Source organism: Murinocardiopsis flavida (assembly GCF_003014485.1).
GTDB classification, from domain to species: Bacteria; Actinomycetota; Actinomycetes; order Streptosporangiales; family Streptosporangiaceae; genus Murinocardiopsis; species Murinocardiopsis flavida.
On the sequence record NZ_PYGA01000027.1, the window covers coordinates 10,859 to 28,570 of the forward strand.

Consider the following 17,712-nt stretch of genomic DNA (forward strand, 5'->3'; position numbering starts at 1 on the left):
GGGTAACTCCGCTGACCCACCGAAGGTTCCGCCGCGTGCCGACGCCGCGCCGGCCGCCCCCGGGACCCTCCCCCTGGACTCCCTTCCCACCTGGGCGGGTATGGCCAGCCCCACCGCACGTCTCGGTCCAGTGTCAATGTGCCGGCCGGGTGCGGACTGGTCGGATCGGAGGTATGCACAACGAACCGTTCTCCGCCGCCGACGAGGCGGTCCTCCTCTGGCGGCTGACCCGCTCCTACGGATCCGGGGACAGCAGGGTCACCGCGCTGGACGAGGTCACCGCCGGCTTCCCCGTCGGCTCCTTCACCGCCGTGATGGGCCCCTCCGGGTCCGGGAAGTCGACCCTGCTGCAATGCGCTGCCGGCCTGGACCGCCCCACGTCGGGCCGGGTCGTCGTCGCCGGCACCGAGTTGGGCGGGATGTCGGAGAAGCGGCTGACACTTCTGCGCAGGGACCGCATCGGGTTCGTGTTCCAGGCGTTCAACCTGGTCTCGGCGCTGAGCGCGGAGCAGAACGTCGGCCTGCCCCTGCGCCTGGCCGGGGCGCGGCCCAAACGAGCCGAGATCCGGTCGGTCCTCGCCGAGGTCGGGCTCGCCGGGCGCGAGCGGCACCGCCCCGGGGCGCTGTCAGGCGGCCAGCAGCAGCGGGTCGCGATCGCACGGGCGCTCGCCACCCGGCCCGAGGTGCTCTTCGCCGACGAACCCACCGGAGCGCTGGACAGCGAGTCCTCACGCCTGGTCCTGGGCCTGCTGCGCGGCTTCGCCGGGGCCGCGGACACCCCGCGGGGCGGCCCGGACCCGCGCCCGCGCACGGTCATCATGGTCACCCACGACCCGTTCGCGGCGTCCTATGCCGACCGCGTGCTGTTCCTTGCGGACGGCCGGGTCGTCGACACCCTGGAACGGCCCAGTACCGAAGCCGTCGCGGCCCGCCTGGCGGCGCTGGAGAGCACCCCCGCGAGCGAGCGCCACGACAGCGCGGGTACCCCCCGATGATCTGGGCGACGCTGAGCTCCGCCCGTGAGCGCTGGGCGTCCTTCGCCGGCACGTTCGTCGTCCTGTGCCTGAGTGTGTCGCTGATCTCCGCGGTGGCGCTGACCATAGCCGCCGGGTCGCGCGCCGACGTCGGCGAACCGCGCCGCTACGCCGACGCCCCCGTCGTGGTCGCCCCCGACCGCACCGCTGCGTTCGACGAGGAGCCGGTGAGCGGCCTGACCACCGGCACCATCCCCGAGGACCTCGTCGACCGGCTGCGCGAAGGAGGCACCGAGGCCGTCGCCGACCGCGAGGGCTATGCCCAGCTGGTCGTCGACGGAGATCCCGACGACGGCCCGGCACCCCTCGCCCGTCCGTGGTCGGCGGCCCGGTTGAGCCCTTACGAACTGGTCGACGGGGACGCCCCCGGCAGGGACGCCGACAGCCGCCGCGACATCGTGGTCGCGGCCGGCACCGGGCTGTCCCCCGGTGCCGATGTGCGCGTACTGACGGCGAGGGGAAGCGAGCCGTTCACGGTCACAGGCACCTATCGTGCGGCGCGCACGGCGTCCGCGCCGAGGGAGACGCCGGTGTTCGTCTCCGACTCCGCGGCCGAACGCCTCGCGCCCGGCGTGCACGCGATCGGCGTGTACCCCGGGCCGGGCGTCGACGCCGGTGCTGTCGCCGAGGTCGTGCGCGGCGCCGAGGGCGGCGCCGCATTGGAGGTCCTGACAGGCGACGAGCGCAAGCGCGCTGAACCCAATCCCGACGCCGACCTGCTCGGCGGCATGATGTCCATGCTCGGCATGATGGCCCTCATCACGACGTTCGTTGCGGTGTTCGTCATCGCCTCGACCTTCGCCTTCTCCGCCGCGCAGCGCCGCCGCGAGTTCGCGCTGCTGCGCGCACTCGGCGCGACCCCCCGCCAGGTCAGCGCGGTGCTGTTCACTGAGGCGCTGGCCGTCGCGGTCACGGCGAGCGGTGCAGGGGCGGTACTCGGAAAACCGGTGGCGGACCAGGTCGTGCGGCTGATGCGGTCGGTCGGCATCGCGCCGGACGGGTTCTCGGTCGACTACCACCCGGTCGCGCTCGCCGTCGCGTTCTGCGCGGGATTCGCCGTGGCGCTGCTCGGGGTGTGGGCCGCCGCCCGACGCACACGCCGTATCCGCCCATTGGAGGCGCTGCGCGAGGCCGCGGTGGACCCGAAGGCCATGACGCTGGGCCGGTGGTTCTTCGGTCTGGCGTTCGCCGCGGGCAGCGTCGGGATCGCCTACATCGCGGTCACCATCCCCGGCGACGGCGCCATACCCATGACGATGCTGCTCAGCATGTCGGTGATCGTCGCCGTGGCGCTGCTCGGCCCGGTGGTGGTCCCACCCGTGGGACGGCTGCTCACTGCTCCTATGGGGCGGCTCCCCGGTGCGGAGGCCATGCTGATCCGGGAGAACATGGTCGCCGGCGTGCGGCGTACCGCGTCCCTGGCGGCGCCCGTCGTGGTGACCGTGGGCTTGTGCGGATCGATGCTGGGCCTGGTCGGTTCGGCCACGGCCGCCGAGGCCAAGGCAGAGGGCGAGCAGACGCCGGCCGACCTCACGGTCGTCTCGGCGGCGGCACCCGGCCTGCCGGCCGCCGCCGCCGGGCGGCTGCGCGAGGTCGACGGTGTACGGGCGACCCCGATGTACTCGGTCGACGTCCTGGCGGGTACCGGCGGCCAAGGCAAGCTCGTCGACGCGACCGTAGTAGGCGACGACGCGCTGCCCCATGCGGTGGATCCGCCGATGCTCGCGGGGTCGCTGGCGGACCTCGGCTCCGACATGGTCGCGGTTGGTGAACTGGACCGGACGGGGTCCGGCCGGGACGTCGGCGACCCCTATCCTGTGCGGTTGCCCGACGGCACGACCATCACCCCCGAGATCGGCGCGGTCGTCGCCGAGGGGATCACCCCCGGCCGGACCTACCTGCCGCGTTCTCTTGTCAGCGGCCACACGGACAACGCCCTGGTCAGCCAGATCAACGTCGAGATCACCGACGGCTCCGCACCGGCCGAGGCCGAACGACGCATCGCCGCGGCACTGGACGGTTTCGGGGCGAGCGTCCGGCAGACGAGCAAACCGGCCCAGACCGCCCAGCAGCAGGAGAACGACCGGATGACGCTGATGTTCGGCTCGATGCTGCTCGGCCTGGCCGTGCTGTGCTCCTGCCTCGCTATCGCCAACACGCTGCTCATGTCGACTTCGGAGCGCCGGCGCGACTTCGCGACCCTGCAACTGGCGGGTGCGCACCGCGGCCAGGTCCTGCGCATGGTCGCGCTGGAGGCCGTGTGCGTGGTGGCGCTGGGCGCCCTACTCGGGCTGGCCGCGACCGGCGGCGTGCTGCTGGCACTGCGCAGCGCACTGAGCCGGTTCACCGCGGATCCGCCGATCGTGCTGCCGTGGGAGCCGATGGCGGGGATCATCGCGGTGTGCCTGCTCCTCGCGCTGGTGGCATCCCTCGTCCCGGCCCGGCTGGTGATGCGCACGCGCCCGGTGGAATTGGCGGGTGTCCGGGAGTAGCGGGCAGGGGCCGCGGTCAGGCCGACGTGACCTCCGCCGGCCGGTGCCGGGAGCCACGCTCCTTCCGGCCCCCTTCGAACGACATGGCGTGGCGCACCAGGGCCATGAGGGTGAGCAGGACCGACTCGCGGTCGCGCGCGTCGCAGTAGACGATGGGGACGTCGGCCGCCAGGTCGAGGGCTTCGCGCAGGTCGTCGATGCTGTACCGGTACCCGTCCTCGAAGGCGTTGACCGCGATCAGGAACGGCATCCGGTACTGGTTCTCGAAGTAATCGATTGCCTGGAAGCAGTCCTCAAGACGGCGGGGGTCGACCAGGACCACCGCCCCGAGCCCGCCGCTGACCAGGTCGTCCCACATGAACCAGAAGCGCTGCTGCCCGGGCGTGCCGAACAGGTACAGGGTCAGCTCGTCGTCGAGTTGGATGCGGCCGAAGTCCATGGCGACCGTGGTGCTCGTCTTGTCGGGCGTCATGGAGAGGTCGTCGACCTCGGCGCCCTGCCGGGTGACCGCCGCCTCGGTGCGCACAGGCGGGATCTCGGAGATGGCACCCACGAACGTCGTCTTGCCGACGCCGAAGCCCCCGGCGACAATGATCTTGGTCGTGAGTTTCGGGGAGTCGTTCACAGTTGTCCTCGCGGCACGCGCTCCGGACTCACCGTCTCATCCGGCCGGCGCAGTGCGCGCCGAATGGCGGGTCCGGCGCGACATCACTATTCGGGGTCCGGCCGGTACGCCGGGTTCAACCGGCTCCGGTGCGAAGGTAACACCGTTACGGCCGAATCCGGAGCAAGTTGTGCGATTTCGCCGAATAGTGTGGCGCTGCACACATGATTCGACCGGTTCAGCGCCGATCGGCGCCGCGAACTTCCGCTTGGTGGGCGCCGCGACGCCCCGCCAGTACGCCGATCAGCACCCCGGCGAACGCCACCGCGGCGCCGAACACCGCGCCGCGGACGAAGTCCTGCCGCGACTCCGGGGTCGCCGCGGTCCGCCGCCCCCGGTACAATGCCGCCTCCTGCGGTGCCTCGGCAGCGGGCGCCTCGGCCGGGGCCCCGGCAGTGGGGGCCCCGGCGCCGGGCGCCTCGACGGCGCCGCCGCCGGACAGTTCGGCGCCCAACCGGGCGAAGAACTCCCCCGCCATCTTCTTCGCCACCCCGGCGAGGACCCGCTGCCCGACACCGCCCACCATGCCGCCGACCACCGCGTCGGCGTCGTAGCTCAGCTCGGTGCGTCCGTCGTCGGCCTCGGCCAGCACCACCGCCACCTCGGCCCGCACGGTCCCCGGCGCGCCGGCGCCCGACGCGCGCAGCACCAGCGACCGCGGCCGGTCGAGGTCGGTCAGCCGCACCTCGCCCTGGAACGTGCCCTTCACCGATGCGACCCCGGCGGTGACCGTGCCCTGGTAGTGGTCGGGCCCGGTGGCGCGCAGGCTCTCGCAGCCGGGGATGCTGCGCGCCAGCACGGCGGGGTCGAGCATGACCGCCCAGACCTGTTCGGGCGGCGCGTCCAGCGCGGCGGTCCCTGCGACCTTCATCGGCGCTCCTGTCCTGGTTGCTGCTGCGCAGGGACGCGCGGGGCGCGCCTGCGCAGCGGGGCGATCTCGCCGGCCGCGAATCGGCGGCGCAGGTCGAACAGATCGGATGGGGAGATCGGCATGGCGGTGATGGGAAACCCCTCGGCGTCCTCGACGGCCGCCGCGAGCACCGCCGACCCCGGGATCACCCCGGCCTCGCCCGCCCCTTTGACACCGAGGGGGTTCAGCGGGCTGGGGGTCTCCAGGTGGTCGATGGCGACCGCGGGGACCTCGCTGGAGTAGGGGATGAGGAAGTCCATGAACGAGGCGTTGAGCAGCTGCCCGGAGCCGTCGTAGGCCATCCGCTCGTACAGCGCCCCCGCCACGCCCTGGGCGACGCCGCCGTGGACCTGCCCCTCGACGATCATCGGGTTCACCAGGCGGCCGCAGTCGTGCACCACGCAGTAGCGCAGGATGCGGATCTCGGCGGTCTCAGGGTCGGTCTCGACCACCGCCGCGTGCATGCCCGCGGCGAAGGTGCAGCGCAGCGGCGAGTGGTACTCCGCGGATTCGAGCCCGGGGCTGTCGTCGGGGTCGACGGGGGCGCGGTCGTAGTCGGCCGGGCCGGCGAACTGGGTGGCGGCGCGCGAGGCGTCGTCGAACGCGTAGCGCAGCGGGTTGGAGAGGACGGCGACCGTCCCGATGTCCATACCGGTCGCCGGTGCGCCCTTGACGCGCACCCGGCCGTGCACGATCTCCAGGTCGGCGGGGTCGGCTTCGAGCGCCTCGCCCGCGATGCGCAGCGCCTTCTCCCGCACGCTCCGCGCGGCGAGCGCGACGGCGCTGCCGCTCGTGACCGCGCCCCGCGAGGCGAAGGTCCCCACCGAGTAGCCCATGCGCCGGGTGTCGCCGGTGGTCACGACGATGTCGGACATCGCGATGCCCAGTTCGTCGGCGACGATCTGGGCGAGCACGGTCTCGTGGCCCTGCCCCTGGGAGGTCAGCCCGGTGGCGACCCGCACGGTGCCGTCGGTCTCGACCTGCACGTGCCCGCCCTCGTAGGGGCCGGGGCCGGTGCCCTCGACGTAGCAGGCGAGGCCGATGCCGACCCGGCGCCCCTCGGCGAGCGCCCGCTCGCGGTAGGCGGCGAAGCCGTCCCAGTCGACCAGTTTCTTGATGGCGGCGAGCGCGGCGGGGTAGTCGCCGGAGTCGTAGATCAGCGGGCGGCCGTCCTGGAACAGCAGGCCCTGGTCGTAGGGCATCTCATCGGGTCGGATGAAGTTCGCGGCGCGCACGTCGGCGCGGTCGAGTCCGAGGTGGTCGGCGATGGCGTCCATGGTGCGCTCCATCGCGAACACGCCCTGCGGCCGCCCCGCGCCCCGGTAGGGGGTGACGATGACGGTCGAGGTGTAGAGGCTGGTGAACACCACCCGGTAGGCGCCCGGCTTGTAGGGGCCCAGCAGCTGGGTGGAGGTGACGATGGGCACGATGACGCCGTAGGGCAGGTAGGCGCCGTTGTCGTGCAGGATCGCGACGTCCAGGCCCAGCAGCCGCCCGCTGTCGTCGAAGCCGACCCTGATCCGCTGCCGCTGCGCCCGCTCGTGCGCCGCGGACACGAAGTGCTCGCGTCGGTCCTCGGTCCAGGTGATCTCGCGCCCGAGCAGCCGGGCCGCCCACGGCACCATCAGCTCCTCGGGCCACGGGTGCACGATCTTCACGCCGAACCCGCCGCCGACGTCGGGCACCACCACCTCGACCTGGCCGAGCCCCAGGCCCAGTTTCGCGGCGACGGCGGCGCGCACCCCCGTGGCGGTCTGGGTCGAGCTGTACACCCGCAGCCGGGCGTCGGCGGGGTCCCACCGGGCGCGGACACCGCGGCCCTCGATGGGGGTGCAGGCGGAGCGCTCGATGTCGAGTTCGAGGTCGAGGACGTTGGGTGCCGCGTCGATCGCGGCGGGGGCGTCGCCGACCTCCTGCACGTGGTGCGCCGCGACGTTGTCCGCCATGCCGGGGTGCAGGACGACGTCGGCGCGGGCCGCCGCCTCGATGCCGACGACGGGGTCGAGGACCTCGTAGTCGACGCGGATCCGCTCGGCGACGTCCTCGGCGGTGTAGCGGTCGGTCGCCACCACCATGGCGACCGCGGCGCCCACGTGGTGGACGTACTCCTTCGCCAGCGCGTAGGGGGTGCGCCCGTCGATGATGCCGGGGTGCGGGATGAGCATCGGCAGCGGCTCGGCCATGGGCCCGCTGAGGTCGTCGTGGGTGTAGACGGCGACGAGCCCGTCGACGTCGAGGGCGTCCTCGGCGTCGATGCCGACGACGCGGGCGTGCGCGTGCGGGCTGCGCACGAACGCGGCGGCGAGGGCGCCGGGGCCGAGGTCGTCGAGGAACGCGCCGCGGCCCCGGAGGAGCCGCTCGTCCTCCGTACGGGCGACCGGCGCGCCGAACATCCGGGTGCTCATGGCCGCTCCTCGGCGGGGACGGCCGGCTCCGGTACTGCCGCGGGCCCGGCGCGGCGGAGTTCGGCGGCGCGCAGCACGGCCGCCACGATGTTGGTGTAGCCGGTGCACCGGCACAGGTTGCCCGCGACGGCCTCGCGCGCCTCGGCCTCGGTGGGGTCGGGGTGCTCCTCCAGGTAGGCGGCGATGAGGGTGAGGAAGCCGGGTGTGCAGAACCCGCACTGGAGGCCGTGGCACTCGCGGAACGCCTGCTGCACGGGGTGCAGCGGGCCGCCGGGGTCGGCCAGCCCTTCGACGGTGGTGAGTTCGTGGCCTTCGGCGCCGACGGCGAGCATCAGGCAGGAGCGGGCCGGCCGGCCGTCGACCAGCACCGTGCACGCCCCGCACACCCCGTGCTCGCAGCCGACGTGGGTGCCGGTGAGGCCGAGGTCGTGGCGGAGGCAGTCGGACAGCAGCCGCCGGGCGGGCACGGTGGCGGCGTGCGGGACGCCGTTGACGCTGAGGCGGATGTCGTGCATGCGTTCGCCCATGTCATGCCCTTCCCGCGCCGGCGGCCGCCCGTTCGGTGGCGCGGGACACGGCGTGCGCGCCGGCCTCGCGCAGCGCGCGGACGGTGAGGACGCGTGCGAGGTGGGTCCGGTATTCGGCGGTGGCGTGGATGTCGGCGGCGGCGTCCGGTCCCGTGCGGGCCGCCGCCAGGTCCCCCGCTGCGGCGTACCGGTCGGAGTCGCCGGGCGCGACGGGGCCGTGCGCCGGGACGAGCCCCGCCACCGCCTCGGTGAGGTCGAGGACCGCGGGCGTGGGCCCCATGGACAGGTAGGCCGCCTTCGCGCCGGTGATGCGCAGGTCGGGGTCGAGGGCGACGAGCGCGGCCACCCCGCAGACCGCGTAGTCGCCGTGGCGGCGGGCGACCTCGGCGAACGCCGAACCGGTGGCGGGCCCCTGGGCGGGGAAGAACGCGGCGGTGATGAGCTCGCCCCGTTCGAGGCTGGTCTCCAGGTACCCGGTGAACAGGTCGGCCGCCGCTATCGTGCGGGTGCCCGCCGCGTTGGCGACGCGCACCTCGCCGCCGAGGAGCGCCAGCGCGGCCGCCATCTCGGCCGAGGGGTCGGCGTGTGCGATGCTGCCGACGGTCGTCCCCCGGTTGCGGATGACGGGGTGCGCGACCAGCCGCAGCCCCTGCCGCAGCAGCGGCACGGCCTCGGCCGCGGCGGGGTCGGCCGCGAGGTCGGTGTGCCGGACGAGGGCGCCGACGGTGACGCCGCCGGTGCCGGTGCCGACCCGGTCGAGACCGGGCACCCTGGTGATGTCGACGACGTGCCGCGGCGCCGCAAGGCGCATGTTGAGCAGGGGGATCAGGCTCTGCCCTCCGGCGAGGACGCTGCCGTGCGGTGCGGTCTCGGCGAGGACGCGCACGGCCTCGGCCAGGGTCTCCGGCGCGTGGTAGTCGAACGCCGGTGGTTTCATGCGGTCCCCTCCCGCCGCTCCCCGTCGTCGGGGTCGGCCCCCTGTTCGTCGGCCTCGCCGCCCGGGTAGCCGGCGGCGGTGTCGTCGCCGGTGCCGACCAGGAGTCCCGCGCCTTCGTCGCCGCCCGGCCGAGGGCCCAGCGGGCGGGGGCGCATGTCGGCCGGTGCCAGCCAGTGCAGGGTGTGGTAGCCGACCAGGGTGATGATGGTGCCCAGCGCGATGCCCTCGATCACGAAGGTCTCGGTGAAGGCCAGTTTCACCCCGCCGATTCCCGCGACCAGCCCCGCTGCGAGCGGGACCAGGACCACGGGGTTGGCGAAGTCGACCCGGTTCTCGACCCAGATCTTCGCCCCCAGCAGGCCGATCATGCCGTAGAGGACCACGGTGAGGCCGCCCAACACGCCCTCGGGCGTGGCGGCCACCAGCGCGCCGAACTTCGGGCACAGGCCGAACAGGATCGCCACGAGCGCCGCGATGTAGTACGCGGCCGTGGAGTACACCCGTGTCGCCGCCATCACCCCGATGTTCTCGGCGTAGGTGGTGGTGGGCGACCCGCCGACGGACCCCGACGCGGCGGTCGCCAGGCCGTCGGCGATGATGGCGCGGCCCATGTAGGGGTCGAGGCGTTCGCCCGTCATCTCCTCCACCGCCTTGACGTGCCCCGCGTTCTCCGCGATCAGCGCGATGACGGCGGGCAGCGCCACGAGGATGGCGGACGTGTGGAACTCGGGCGCGTGGAAGGCGGGCAGCCCGATCCACGGCGCGTCGGCCACCGCGCTCAGGTCGACCCGCATCGCGCTGACGAACTGCCCCTCGTTCGCCTGGTCGGGCACCATGGTCGCGCCGAAGGCGAGGTCGAGCAGCCAGGACACGGCGAACCCGAACACCAGCCCCAGGAGGACCGTGATGCGGCCGAGGAACCCGCGCAGCAGCACCGTCGCGAGGACCACGAACGCCATGGTGAGGAGCCCGGTCCACTGGTCGAACGGCCAGTAGGCGGTGGCGACGACCGGCGCGAGGTTGAACCCGATCAGCATCACCACGGCGCCGGTGACGGCCGGCGGGAGGGTGGCGACGATGATCCGCGCGCCGACGAGGTGGATGAGCACGCCCGACGCCGCCAGGACCAGCCCGGCCACCAGGATCGCCCCGGTGACGGTGGCGCTGTCGCCCCCGGCCTCCCTGATGGCGAACACCGAGCCGACGAACGCGGCGCTCGTTCCGAGGTAGCTGGGGATCCGGCCCTGCACCACCAGCAGGAACAGGATGGTGGCCAGCCCCGACATCATGATGGCGAGGTTCGGGTCCAAGCCCATGACCACGGGGAACACAAAGGTCGCGCCGAACATGGCGACGACGTGCTGCGCCCCGAGCCCGGCGGTGCGGCCCCATGAGAGCCGCTCCTCGGGTTTGACCACCTGCCCCGGCGGCGGCGCGGTGCCGTCGCCGTAGAGTTTCCAGCCCAAGCCGAGTCTCATCCCGCTCCCTTCCGGCCCTACCTGGCGCAAGAGTCACCGGTGTCACCCGGCCCGGCCGCACTCGCACCGAGCCAACCACGTCGGAGTGACGCACGCCACTCCTTCGGTGCGGCCACCCTAGGGACGCCGGGGCCCCCGCCGCACGGGCGACACCTGCCAAACAGCGCGCCCGCGGACTAGCGGGCTAGGACAGGCCGCGCATGCGGATGACGCGCAGGGCCATCATCAGGTTGAGGCGCAGGTCGGGGTCTGCGGTGAACGGGCCGAGCATGCGCTCCAGCTTGCCGATGCGGTAGCGCAGGGTGTTGTAGTGGAAGTGCAGCAGCCGGGCGGTCTCGGCGACGTTGAGGTTGTTGTCGAGCAGGACTTCCAGGGTGTGGCGCAGGTCGGCGGTCTCGGTGTCGTCGCCCAGCGCCAGCGGGCCCAGGGTCTCGGCCATGAAGGAGCGCAGTTCGGCGCCGTCGGGGACCAGGCTGATGAGCCGGAACACCCCGAGGTCGTCGAACCCGGCGACCGCGCCCGTGCCGTGCATCTGGCGGCCGACCCGCGCCGCCTGGCGGGCCTGCTCGTACGCCGCGGGGATCGCCTCGGGGCTCGTGACGACCCGGCTGAACCCGGTCGCGAAGGAGCGGCGCCCGCCGCCGCCGTCGCCGGAGACCTGCGCCACCATGGCGCGCACCAGTCGCCCGGGCGCGCAGTCGCCGTCGCGCCCCGCTCCGGTCCCGCCGCGCCGGCGGCCCGGGTCGGCCGGCCCCTGCGGGCGCGCGGGCGCCCGGTCGAGTCCCATGATCACCACGACCTCCTGGCTGTACCCGGCGATGGCCGCCTTGGGGTCGCGCTCGCGCACCACCATCGTCCACGCGCCCATGAAGCGCTCGTGGGCGGGGCGCAGGTCGCCGGCCGCGTGCACCGGGCCGGGCGGTTCGGGGCCGAGCTCGGCGACGACCACGACGAGCGGGCGGTCGACGTCCCAGCCGAGCGAGGCGCAATGGGCGACGATGTGCCCGGTGTCGCCCGCGCGGCCGTCGAGCACGTCGCGCAGGAAGTCGCCCTGGTACTTGCCCTCGACCGCGGCGACGGCGAGGTCGCGGGTGATGACGAGCGCCGCGGTGGCGGCGGCGCGCTCCAGCAGGTGGAGGTCAGCGGGGTCCAAGCGGCGGGACCGGGTGATGAGCACGATCCGCCCGTGGTCCAGGCTGCCCGCCATGACGGGCACCTGCGCCACCCGCGGCTGGTCGTCGTCCAGCGCGTGCAGGCCGTGTTTGAAGCCCTCGACCAGGAACCGCCCGCTCACCGGGTCGAAGTACGCGGGGTCGGCCAGATCGGACTCGGGCACACCGGAACTCGCCAGGACCCTGCCGTCGGGCGTGGTGACCATGACCCCGCCGTCGAGCAGCGCCGGGAGCCGCTCGGTGATGGCGGCGAGCCCGCCGCCCGCGAGGATGGCGTCGACCAGGACGCGGTGGACCTCCTCGGCGCGGCCGAGGATGGCGGCCTGGCGGTTGAGGATGTCGGTGAGGAGGTGGTTGAGCACGTCGTCGAACGCGACGTGGTCGCCCAGCAGCAGGATGGGCAGCCCCCGCTCGTCGGCCGCGCGCAGCATCGCGTCGGGCAGCTCGGCGACGTAGCGGCCCAGCTTGATGGCGACGGCGGCGAGGTCGCGCTCGGCGAGGTCGCACACCAGCCGGGTGAGGTCCTGCGGGGTGCTGCGCAATGGGTAGCCGGTGGTGAGCAGCAGCTCGTGGGGTTTGACCCACGGGAGGATGTCGGGGACCTCCATGACGTTGAGCCGCTGGATGACCCGGTCGAGGCCCTGCTCACCCGCCAGGACCTTCGTGCCGTGGAGGACGGGGAGCCCGAGCGCGTCGGCGACGGAGAGGCCGCGAGCGAGGCTGCTGGCCGCGCGCCCCCGATCAGTGCTCGGCAGATTCTGTGCAGCGCCGAGACGATCGTTGGCAACGTCTTCCATGGGGTGACACTAGCGCCTCGTCTACCGTCGCCTCAGGCACGGATTCGACCGCCGCGCGCCGGGGTATCCGGCCTTGGCCGGTCCCGGCCAGCAGGGGGGAAGGGGAGGGGGCGGCATGCCCGGGACCCCGCCGGGGACGGATCCCGTCCCCGCACCACGCGCACCAGGCGTCTTAGCACCTGAGGCACTGGACCACCGCGGCCGACGCGCCGCGGCGCCCCGCTATGCGCACATCGCGGCCGCTCCTGCCGCACTTTATAAAATCGTAAGCGGCCCAATGCGGCCGTCCAGAATGCTGGGAGTTACCCGCGCAGCGGTCTACCTTGAAGTAGAGGGCACGTACCCGGCGGTCGTGATCGCGATCCTGGCACGAGACTCCGCGCGGTTGCCGAACGGTATGGTCCTCACCGATCCACTGAGCGTCGGGCCGTTCGCCGACGTGGCCGGTACCACGTCGGTATGCGTCGGTCGATGCTCCGTGGAGTTGGATGCCCCCGCCGGCCCGCTTACCGTCCGAGTGGGCCGGTGGTGGCGTCCGACCCGCCCCCGCCCCACCGCTCCGCCGCACGACCCCGCCGCATCGGTGCGGGAGCTCGGCGCCCTGCTCCGCGGTGTCGCCGGCGGCCTCGGCCCCGGATCGCTCGGCCTGCTCGGCGCGGCGGTCCTCGGCCCCCCGCCCACCGCGGCCGCCGCCGCGCACCGCGCCGCCGCCGGGCTCGTCGGTGCCGGACCCGGCCTCACCCCCAGTGGCGACGACCTCCTGAGTGGATTCCTGCTCGCCGCCCGGCATTTCGGCCCGCCCGAACGCCTCACGGCGCTCACTGCGGCCGCTACTCTGCGTGCCGAGACCTCGACGACCACCCTGTCCGCGGCGCTGCTCCGCCACGCGGCCCGCGGCGATGGCACACCCCAGACCACCGGCGTGCTCGACGCCCTGTCCGGCCACGGCCCGCTGCGCCCGGCGCTGTCCGCGCTGCGGGCGCTGGGCCACACATCAGGCGATGACCTCGCTCTCGGCATCCTCGCCGGGGCGACCGCCGCCCTCAGTCCGCCACCAGCAACCGCACCGCCGAGGAGCACCGCATGACGACCCACCCCGACACGGCGGGCCCGCAGGACGGGCCGGGCGACGAAGCCGCGGACGGCCCCGGAGGTGCACGGGGCGTGAGCGGCACCGCCGTCCGCGTCGAGGTGCGCAGCGGCGCCTACCGCGATTCGGTCGCCCTGATGCGCATCAGCAGCGCGGTTTCGGAGCTCGACGGGGTCGACACCGCGCTGGTCGCGATGGCGACCGAACTGAACCTCGGCCTGCTCACCGGAATGGGCGCCGCCGCCCCGTCCGGCACCGGCCCCGACGACCTCCTCATCGCGGTGCGCGCCGCCGACGAGGAGGCGGCCGACACCGCGGTCCGCGCCGCCGACGCCGCCCTGACGGCGTCCGGTGCGGCGGCGGGGGGCGGGGCCGGCGGTTCGGCGGGCGGCCACCCGCCGCCGCGCACGGTGCGCACGGCCGCGGCCCGCGCGACCGCCGACGGCACGCCCGCCACAGTGGCGCTCGTGTCGGTACCCGGACGGCACGCCGCCGCGGAGGCGTTCGACGCGCTCGACGCGGGCCTCGACGTCATGGTGTTCAGCGACAACGTGCCCGTCGAGCACGAGGTCGCGCTGAAGGAGGCCGCCGACCGGCTCGGCCGCCTGGTCATGGGGCCCGATTGCGGCACGGCCGCCATCGGGGGCGCCGGTCTCGGTTTCACCAACGCCGTGCGCCCCGGGCCGGTGGGCGTCGTCGCGGCCTCCGGCACCGGGGCCCAGCAGCTCATGTGCCTGCTCGACGCGGCGGGCGTGGGCATCAGCCACTGCCTCGGCGTCGGCGGCCGCGACCTGTCCGCGCGCGTCGGCGGACGCTCCACCCGCACGGCGCTGCGCATGCTCGACGCCGACCCCGCGACCGAACGCATCGTGCTGGTCTCCAAACCGGCCGACCCCGCCGTCGCCGCGTCGGTCCGGCGCGACTGCGCAGCGCTGGCCACCCCCGTGCACACCGTGCTCCTCGGCGCCGAGGGCACCGACCTCACCAGCGCTGCGGTCGAGTTGGTCGAAGCCCTCGGCCACCCGCCCCCCGAGTGGCGGCGGTGGGCCCCCGCGACCGCACCCACCCGTCACACGCCGGGCGGCGCGGCCGCGAGCGAAGCGACCGAAAGCGGCGCGGCGACCGGAACCGGTGCGCTACGCGGCCTGTTCTGCGGCGGGACCCTCGCCGACGAGGCCATGGCGATCGCGGCGCGGCGGCTCGGCCCGATCCGGTCCAACATCCCCCTGGTTCCGGACGATCCCGCGTGGGTGCTGCCGCCGGGCGGCCGCAGCACCGGCCATACCGTCATCGACTTCGGCGACGACTCCTACACTGCGGGGCGGCCGCACCCCATGATCGACCCCACCGTCCGCGACGCCCACCTCGCCGAAGCGCTCGCCGACCCCGGCACCGGCGCCGTGCTGCTCGACATCGTCCTCGGCCACGGCGCCCACCCCGACCCCGCGGCCGGTGTCGCCGCGGTGCTCGCGGACGCCCGCCGGGCCGTCCCGGTCGTCGTCACCCTGTGCGGCACGGTCGCCGACCCGCAGGACATCGAGGCCCAGGCCGCCCGGCTCACCGCCGCGGGAGCCGAGGTCCACCTCTCCAACGCAACGGCGACACGGCACGCCCTCGCCCTGCTCACGCCATCGAGCCAGGAGATCAGCACCTGAGGCGCGCGGGCATCAGGCCGACTCCGGGAGGATCTTCATCCGGTCGAGCAGGTCGCGGGCCATGGTCTTGCGCAGTTCGGCCTGTTCGTCGGTCTCCATCTCCAGGCGCAGGGCGAAGGCGGTGGTCCGGTCGCCGTCCTCGACCCACCCGACCATCCAGCCGACCATCGGGTCCGGCCCTTCGGCCCATCCCGACTTCCAGTAGAGGTCACGGCCCTCGGGGTCGTCGACCTTCTGGTCCATGATCTCGCGGAGCGTCTCGATGTGCTCATCGTCGACGGGCAGGTCGCCGTGGACGGCCTTGTCGAGGAAGCGCACCTGCTCTTCGGCGGAGATCTTCAGCGGCCCTCTGAGCCAGAACTCGTCGATGTCGTCCTCGCCACCGATGTCCTTGGTCCCGTAGTCGAACCGCTCCACCCATGTGCCCATGTCCTCGTGGCCGACGCGGCGCGCGAGCTCCTGGTAGATGGGGAATGCGGAGATGGGGAGGGCGTCGCGGATGCTCATGTCGTGCTCCCACTCGGGCAGGCGCTGGGGCTCGCCGCCGTACGGCACGACCTCGTCGGCGTCCGCGACGGCGCCGGCCTGGAGGCTGATGAGGGAATTGGGGATCTTGAACGTGGACGCGGGGAACTCCTGCTGCTCGACCTCGTCGGGGTGGACGACGGTCAGCTTGCCGGTGCCGCTGTCGAGAGCGGCGAAGGTGCCCTTGATGCCGGCGTCGGCGAACACCTTCTCCAAGTCCTCGCGCACCTGCGGTCCTGCGGCGGCCTCGTCCGGTTTCTCGCCCTTCGAGGATCCGCCGGGCGCGCCGGTGCTCGCGGAGGAGCAGGCGGCGAGACCGAGGGAGAGCACCACGGCCGCGGCCGCGAGCCTCGTGACGGTCCTCGGGACGGGGGCGCCATGGGCCCGGGACGATGCGGCGGGGCGGGTGTCGGTACTGGGCACTCGGGTCCTCTTCATGGGGTCGATGACGATCAGGAGACGATGGAACCGGGCCCGACGTTTCTCCGGCGTTAACGCCCAGTCTGCCGCGACGCCGATGGGCCGCCCCGCTCGGCGGCCGGTTCCCGCGGGTGGATTTCGGCGGGGCGGGCGGGGATGATGCCGTGCATGGATCTTCTCAGCGGCGAGCCGTCCGTTGTCACCGTCGGCGCGGGGATGTTCGCGGAGTCCCTCGCCGGCCAGGCGGTGCCGGTGGCACCGGTGGACTTCCGACCGCCCTTGGGCGGCGCCGCCGCCGAAGACGACCTCGTGCGCGTCCTCGCCGATCCGCGCCGGGCCGCCGCCGACGCCACCGCCGTCGGCCGGATCCTCGCCGTCCGCCCGAAGCTCGTGGACGTGCGCCCCGCCGGCGCCGCCCTCGGCCTCGAACCCGGCGGGTTCCTGCACGCCGGTCCCCCGCTGACGTGGGACCGCGCCTCCGGCCCGATGCGCGGCGCGCTCATGGGCGCCATGGTCCTCGAAGGGCTGGCCGACACCCCCGAGGCGGCCGAGCGGATCCTCGCCCGCGGCGGGGCGCGGTTCGAGCCGTGCCACCACCGCTCCGCCGTCGGCCCCATGGCCGGGGTCGTCAGCCCGTCGATGTGGATGTTCGAGATCGCGGACGAGGCGAGCGGGCGGCGCACCTGGTGCTCGTTGAACGAGGGCCTCGGCGCCGTGCTGCGCTACGGCGCCTACGGCCCCGAGGTCATCGACCGGCTGCGGTGGATGTCCGCCGTACTCGGCCCGCTGCTGCAAGCCGCGCTGCGCGCCCACGGGCCCGTGGACCTCGGCGCGGTCATCGCCCAGATGCTGCACATGGGCGACGAGTGCCACAACCGCAACCGCTCGGGCACGCTGATGCTGCTGCGCGAGCTGATCCCCGACCTCATCGGCTCCGGCGCGCCGGCCACCGACGCCGCCGAGGTCGCCCGGTTCATCGGCGGCAACGACCACTTCTTCCTCAACCTCGCCATGCCGGCGGCGAAGCTGATGCTGGACGCGGGGCGCGACGTCCCCGGGTCCGGCCTGGTCGTCGCCATGGCGCGCAACGGCACCGACTTCGGCATCCAGACGGCCGGGACCGGCGACCAATGGTTCACCGCACCGGCGAACACCCCCGAGGGCCTGTTCCTCGGCTCCTACGGCCCGCAGGACGCCAACCCCGACATCGGCGACTCCGCCATCACCGAGACCTGCGGCCTGGGCGGTTTCGCCATGGCGACGGCCCCCGCCATCGTCCGGTTCGTCGGCGGCGACGTGGCGTTCGCGCTGGAGACCTCGCGGCGGATGTACGAGATCACCCTCGCGGAGAACCCCGCGTTCCAGCTGCCCATCCTGGACTTCCGCGGCACCGCCACCGGCATCGACGTCACCCGGGTCGTCCGCACCGGGATCCTGCCGCAGATCAACACCGGGATGGCGGGGCGCGAGGCGGGTGTCGGCCAGGTCGGCGCCGGGCTGGTGACCCCGCCCGAGGGCTGCTTCACCGCCGCGCTGCGCGCCCTCGCCGCCGCGGCCCCGCCCCTCGTCGGCTGACGGGGCGGCGCCGCGGGCCCGCTGCGTGGCA

At 73.9% G+C, this 17,712-nt stretch carries 13 protein-coding genes; 5 read left to right on the forward strand and 8 right to left on the reverse strand.

The features are described 5' to 3' along the window. Positions 1-173: 173 nt before the first annotated feature. Complete coding sequence (locus tag CLV63_RS27965; RefSeq protein ID WP_106586235.1) at positions 174-995, forward strand: ABC transporter ATP-binding protein; 822 nt, start codon at positions 174-176, stop codon at positions 993-995. Continuing rightward, the gene (locus CLV63_RS27970) at positions 992-3,526 is read left to right on the forward strand and encodes an ABC transporter permease (protein ID WP_106586236.1); all 2,535 of its coding nucleotides are present in this window, start codon (positions 992-994) and stop codon (positions 3,524-3,526) included. Before CLV63_RS27965 ends, CLV63_RS27970 begins: the two co-directional genes overlap by 4 nt. Positions 3,527-3,542: 16 nt before the next feature. On the opposite strand, the gene CLV63_RS27975 is transcribed toward CLV63_RS27970, so the two are convergent. The 7 genes from CLV63_RS27975 to CLV63_RS28005 form a co-directional block, all read right to left on the reverse strand. After that, positions 3,543-4,151, reverse strand: a complete 609-nt coding sequence (locus tag CLV63_RS27975) for a GTP-binding protein (RefSeq protein ID WP_106586237.1) — start codon at positions 4,149-4,151, stop codon at positions 3,543-3,545. A gap of 217 nt (positions 4,152-4,368) precedes the next feature. Continuing rightward, positions 4,369-5,061, reverse strand: coding sequence for an SRPBCC family protein (locus tag CLV63_RS27980; RefSeq protein ID WP_106586238.1), 693 nt, complete (start codon positions 5,059-5,061; stop codon positions 4,369-4,371). Continuing rightward, the gene (gene cutA, locus CLV63_RS27985; RefSeq protein WP_106586239.1) at positions 5,058-7,505 is read right to left on the reverse strand and encodes an aerobic carbon-monoxide dehydrogenase large subunit; all 2,448 of its coding nucleotides are present in this window, start codon (positions 7,503-7,505) and stop codon (positions 5,058-5,060) included. The genes CLV63_RS27980 and cutA overlap by 4 nt, the downstream gene beginning before the upstream one ends. Then, on the reverse strand, positions 7,502-8,032 hold the full coding sequence (locus tag CLV63_RS27990; RefSeq protein ID WP_106586240.1) for a (2Fe-2S)-binding protein: 531 nt from the start codon (positions 8,030-8,032) through the stop codon (positions 7,502-7,504). Before CLV63_RS27990 ends, cutA begins: the two co-directional genes overlap by 4 nt. Position 8,033: 1 nt before the next feature. Continuing rightward, positions 8,034-8,969, reverse strand: coding sequence for an FAD binding domain-containing protein (locus CLV63_RS27995; protein WP_106586241.1), 936 nt, complete (start codon positions 8,967-8,969; stop codon positions 8,034-8,036). After that, the gene (locus tag CLV63_RS28000; protein WP_106586242.1) at positions 8,966-10,447 is read right to left on the reverse strand and encodes a uracil-xanthine permease family protein; all 1,482 of its coding nucleotides are present in this window, start codon (positions 10,445-10,447) and stop codon (positions 8,966-8,968) included. Before CLV63_RS28000 ends, CLV63_RS27995 begins: the two co-directional genes overlap by 4 nt. Before the next feature lie 184 nt (positions 10,448-10,631). Next, positions 10,632-12,416, reverse strand: coding sequence for a PucR family transcriptional regulator (locus CLV63_RS28005; RefSeq protein ID WP_106586243.1), 1,785 nt, complete (start codon positions 12,414-12,416; stop codon positions 10,632-10,634). A gap of 517 nt (positions 12,417-12,933) precedes the next feature. Here CLV63_RS28005 and CLV63_RS33815 point away from each other — a divergent pair. Together CLV63_RS33815 and CLV63_RS28015 are read left to right on the forward strand one after the other, a co-directional pair. Next, positions 12,934-13,503 carry a DUF2877 domain-containing protein gene (locus tag CLV63_RS33815; protein ID WP_170134352.1) on the forward strand — a complete coding sequence of 190 codons (570 nt, stop codon included), beginning with the start codon at positions 12,934-12,936 and terminating at the stop codon, positions 13,501-13,503. After that, on the forward strand, positions 13,500-15,161 hold the full coding sequence (locus CLV63_RS28015) for an FdrA family protein (RefSeq protein WP_106586245.1): 1,662 nt from the start codon (positions 13,500-13,502) through the stop codon (positions 15,159-15,161). Before CLV63_RS33815 ends, CLV63_RS28015 begins: the two co-directional genes overlap by 4 nt. A 12-nt stretch (positions 15,162-15,173) precedes the next feature. On the opposite strand, the gene CLV63_RS28020 is transcribed toward CLV63_RS28015, so the two are convergent. After that, the gene (locus CLV63_RS28020) at positions 15,174-16,109 is read right to left on the reverse strand and encodes a class D beta-lactamase (RefSeq protein ID WP_170134353.1); all 936 of its coding nucleotides are present in this window, start codon (positions 16,107-16,109) and stop codon (positions 15,174-15,176) included. Between the two features lie 165 nt (positions 16,110-16,274). Between CLV63_RS28020 and CLV63_RS28025 the strand changes: the two genes are divergently transcribed. Next, on the forward strand, positions 16,275-17,681 hold the full coding sequence (locus CLV63_RS28025; protein WP_106586247.1) for a YlbE family protein: 1,407 nt from the start codon (positions 16,275-16,277) through the stop codon (positions 17,679-17,681). Positions 17,682-17,712: the final 31 nt, after the last annotated feature.

Bases quoted from the DNA above. Each gene is read 5' to 3' on its own strand.
- CLV63_RS27965 (WP_106586235.1), top strand. From the start codon at position 174: ATGCACAACGAACCGTTCTCCGCCGCCGACGAGGCGGTCCTCCTCTGG.
- CLV63_RS27970 (WP_106586236.1), top strand. From the start codon at position 992: ATGATCTGGGCGACGCTGAGCTCCGCCCGTGAGCGCTGGGCGTCCTTC.
- CLV63_RS27980 (WP_106586238.1), bottom strand. From the start codon at position 5,061: ATGAAGGTCGCAGGGACCGCCGCGCTGGACGCGCCGCCCGAACAGGTC.
- cutA (WP_106586239.1), bottom strand. From the start codon at position 7,505: ATGAGCACCCGGATGTTCGGCGCGCCGGTCGCCCGTACGGAGGACGAG.
- CLV63_RS27990 (WP_106586240.1), bottom strand. From the start codon at position 8,032: ATGGGCGAACGCATGCACGACATCCGCCTCAGCGTCAACGGCGTCCCG.
- CLV63_RS27995 (WP_106586241.1), bottom strand. From the start codon at position 8,969: ATGAAACCACCGGCGTTCGACTACCACGCGCCGGAGACCCTGGCCGAG.
- CLV63_RS28000 (WP_106586242.1), bottom strand. From the start codon at position 10,447: ATGAGACTCGGCTTGGGCTGGAAACTCTACGGCGACGGCACCGCGCCG.
- CLV63_RS28005 (WP_106586243.1), bottom strand. From the start codon at position 12,416: ATGGAAGACGTTGCCAACGATCGTCTCGGCGCTGCACAGAATCTGCCG.
- CLV63_RS28015 (WP_106586245.1), top strand. From the start codon at position 13,500: ATGACGACCCACCCCGACACGGCGGGCCCGCAGGACGGGCCGGGCGAC.
- CLV63_RS28025 (WP_106586247.1), top strand. From the start codon at position 16,275: ATGGATCTTCTCAGCGGCGAGCCGTCCGTTGTCACCGTCGGCGCGGGG.